The organism is Sphingomonas sp. FUKUSWIS1 (assembly GCF_000733135.1).
GTDB classification, from domain to species: domain Bacteria; phylum Pseudomonadota; class Alphaproteobacteria; order Sphingomonadales; family Sphingomonadaceae; genus Sphingomonas; species Sphingomonas aerolata.
This window is the reverse complement of the sequence record NZ_JPJC01000222.1, coordinates 5,506-7,541: the sequence shown is the minus strand read 5'-3', so window position 1 is coordinate 7,541 and position 2,036 is coordinate 5,506. Positions and strand designations below refer to the sequence as shown.

The following is a 2,036-nucleotide window of genomic DNA, read 5'->3' as shown; positions in this document are numbered from 1 at the left end:
GCGCGGCCCGCTGCAGGCGCAATGGGTCGATGCGCGCGACATCATCGCGGAGGGCGCGACGCTCGGCCTGCTCGCGGTCCGTCAGGCCGGAGCGGAGCTGAAGGTCAGTATCGCGCCCGATCTCGGCGAATTGTGGATCGATGCGATCCAGATCCAGCAGGTCCTGCTCAACCTGATCGCCAATGCGGCCGATGCGGTGTCCGACACGGCGGTCCGCGTGATCGATCTGCGCGCCGTCTCGGGGCCGGACGGGCAGTGCACGATCACCGTCTCGGACACCGGCCCCGGCATCGCACCCGGCCAGGAACAGGCGATCTTCGCCCCGTTCCGCACAAGCAAGCCCCATGGTCTCGGTGTCGGGCTCGCCATCTGCCGCGCGATCGTCGACGCGCATGAGGGGACGATCACTGCCGCGACGAACAGCGGCGGCGGCGCGACCTTCCGCGTCTCGTTGCCGCAACGTCCTGGTATCGGGTCCAGTGGAGAAATGGTCGCCCATGCCGCGTGACCGGCCGATCTACATCATCGATGACGAGCCCCAGATGTGCCGCTCGCTCGAAATGCTCCTCGCGCTGGAGGATTTCGAGACCCGATCCTTCCCCAGCGTCGAGGCGTTCTTCCACGACCTCCCGCGGCTTCCGCCCGGGATCATCCTCAGCGACGTCGCGCTGGGCGGCCTCAGCGGTCTCGAGCTGTTGCAGACCCTCCCATCGCTCGACCGGTCGGACCCGGTGATCCTCGTCACCGGTCACGCGGATATCCCGATGGCGGTAGCGGCGATGAAATCGGGCGCCGCCGACCTGCTCGAAAAGCCGTTCGAGGCACAGCGGCTGCTCGGCGCGGTGGCGGCGGTCCGCGACCGGATCCTGCAGTCGACCCTGCGCGAGCAGCGCCTCGCCTCGCTCTCGCACCGCGAACGCCAGGTCCTGCGCCAGATCGTCGAGGGGCTGACCGCGAAACAGATCGCGACGCGGCTGGATATCAGCCCGCGTACGGTGGAAACCTACCGCGAGCATCTCATGCGCAAGACGGGCGCGACCAGCCTGGCGCAGCTCGTCCGGTTCGCGGTCGAGGCGCGCGTCACGTGCGTGCCGTTGTAAGAAACAGGTGATCTTAGGCTATGCTTAACCCCGCCGCCCCATAGCGCAGTCGCAGGGAGACCGTGGCTATGGTACTGGAACAATACAGTTTTGATAATGTCGCGCTGCCCGAGCTCGACACGATGCGCGTCGAGGACCGCGACACCCTGCCGTTCGGGGTGGTCGGGTTTAATGCCGACACGCTCGTCCAGGTCTATAACGCGACCGAGGCGCGGATGTCGGGCCTGGATCCCGCGACCGTGATGGGCGTGCCGTTCTTCGATGCGGTGGCGCAGTGCATGAACAATTTCATGGTCGCGCAGCGGTTCGAGGACGAGCCCGAGATCGACGACATCGTCCCCTATGTCCTGACGCTGCGGATGCGCCCGACCAGGGTCCGGCTGCGTCTGCTCGCGACACCCGGCATTGCGCGCCGCTATATCCTCATCGAACGCTAAGCCGCTTCGATGAGCGATAGGTCGAGCGAGGAAGAGCTTCTCGAGTTTCTGTACGCCTGCCCCGTCGGCCTGATCGAGTGCGACAGCAGCGGCGCGATCGCGATGATGAACCCGCACGCGATGCAGCATCTCCTGCCGCTCGCCGGGGCCCGCGATCCCGGTAACCTGTTCGCCGCGCTCGAACATCATGCGCCCGAATTGCGCAGCATCGTCGCGGCCTATGCGCCGGCGACGGGCCGGATCTGCGACGGCCACCGGATCTTCGTCGATCTCGCCACGCGTCGCCGCGGTACCGCGCCCAAGGTGCTGGCGTGCACCCTGGTCAAGCTCGGCCCCGATCGGCTGATGGCGACGCTGTCCGATATCAGCGAACAGGTCGCCCAGGAGGCGCGGCTGCGTCAGGCGGATACCTGGTTTGCCACCCTGCTCGACAGCGTCAGCCATTATGCCGCGCTGACGATCACGCCCAGCGGCGAGATCCAGTCCGCCGACGCCTGCT

At 67.0% G+C, this 2,036-nt stretch carries 3 protein-coding genes and 1 pseudogene; all 4 read left to right on the top strand.

What is annotated here, in order from left to right:
- Positions 1 to 508: sensor histidine kinase (locus sphsw_RS13265; protein ID WP_031441023.1), on the top strand; the 508-nt coding region annotated here is incomplete at its 5' end.
- The gene (locus sphsw_RS13260; protein WP_031441022.1) at positions 498 to 1,100 is read left to right on the top strand and encodes a response regulator transcription factor; all 603 of its coding nucleotides are present in this window, start codon (positions 498 to 500) and stop codon (positions 1,098 to 1,100) included. The genes sphsw_RS13265 and sphsw_RS13260, both read left to right, overlap by 11 nt.
- A gap of 68 nt (positions 1,101 to 1,168) precedes the next feature.
- Positions 1,169 to 1,537, top strand: a complete 369-nt coding sequence (locus sphsw_RS13255; RefSeq protein WP_031441021.1) for a phosphonate transporter — start codon at positions 1,169 to 1,171, stop codon at positions 1,535 to 1,537.
- 9 nt (positions 1,538 to 1,546) lie between these two features.
- A pseudogene (locus sphsw_RS20530) lies at positions 1,547 to 2,036 on the top strand (sensor domain-containing diguanylate cyclase); the annotation flags it as partial.

Excerpts from the sequence above, each read along its gene's own strand:
- sphsw_RS13255 (WP_031441021.1), top strand. The coding sequence starts at position 1,169 with ATGGTACTGGAACAATACAGTTTTGATAATGTCGCGCTGCCCGAGCTC.
- sphsw_RS13260 (WP_031441022.1), top strand. The coding sequence starts at position 498 with ATGCCGCGTGACCGGCCGATCTACATCATCGATGACGAGCCCCAGATG.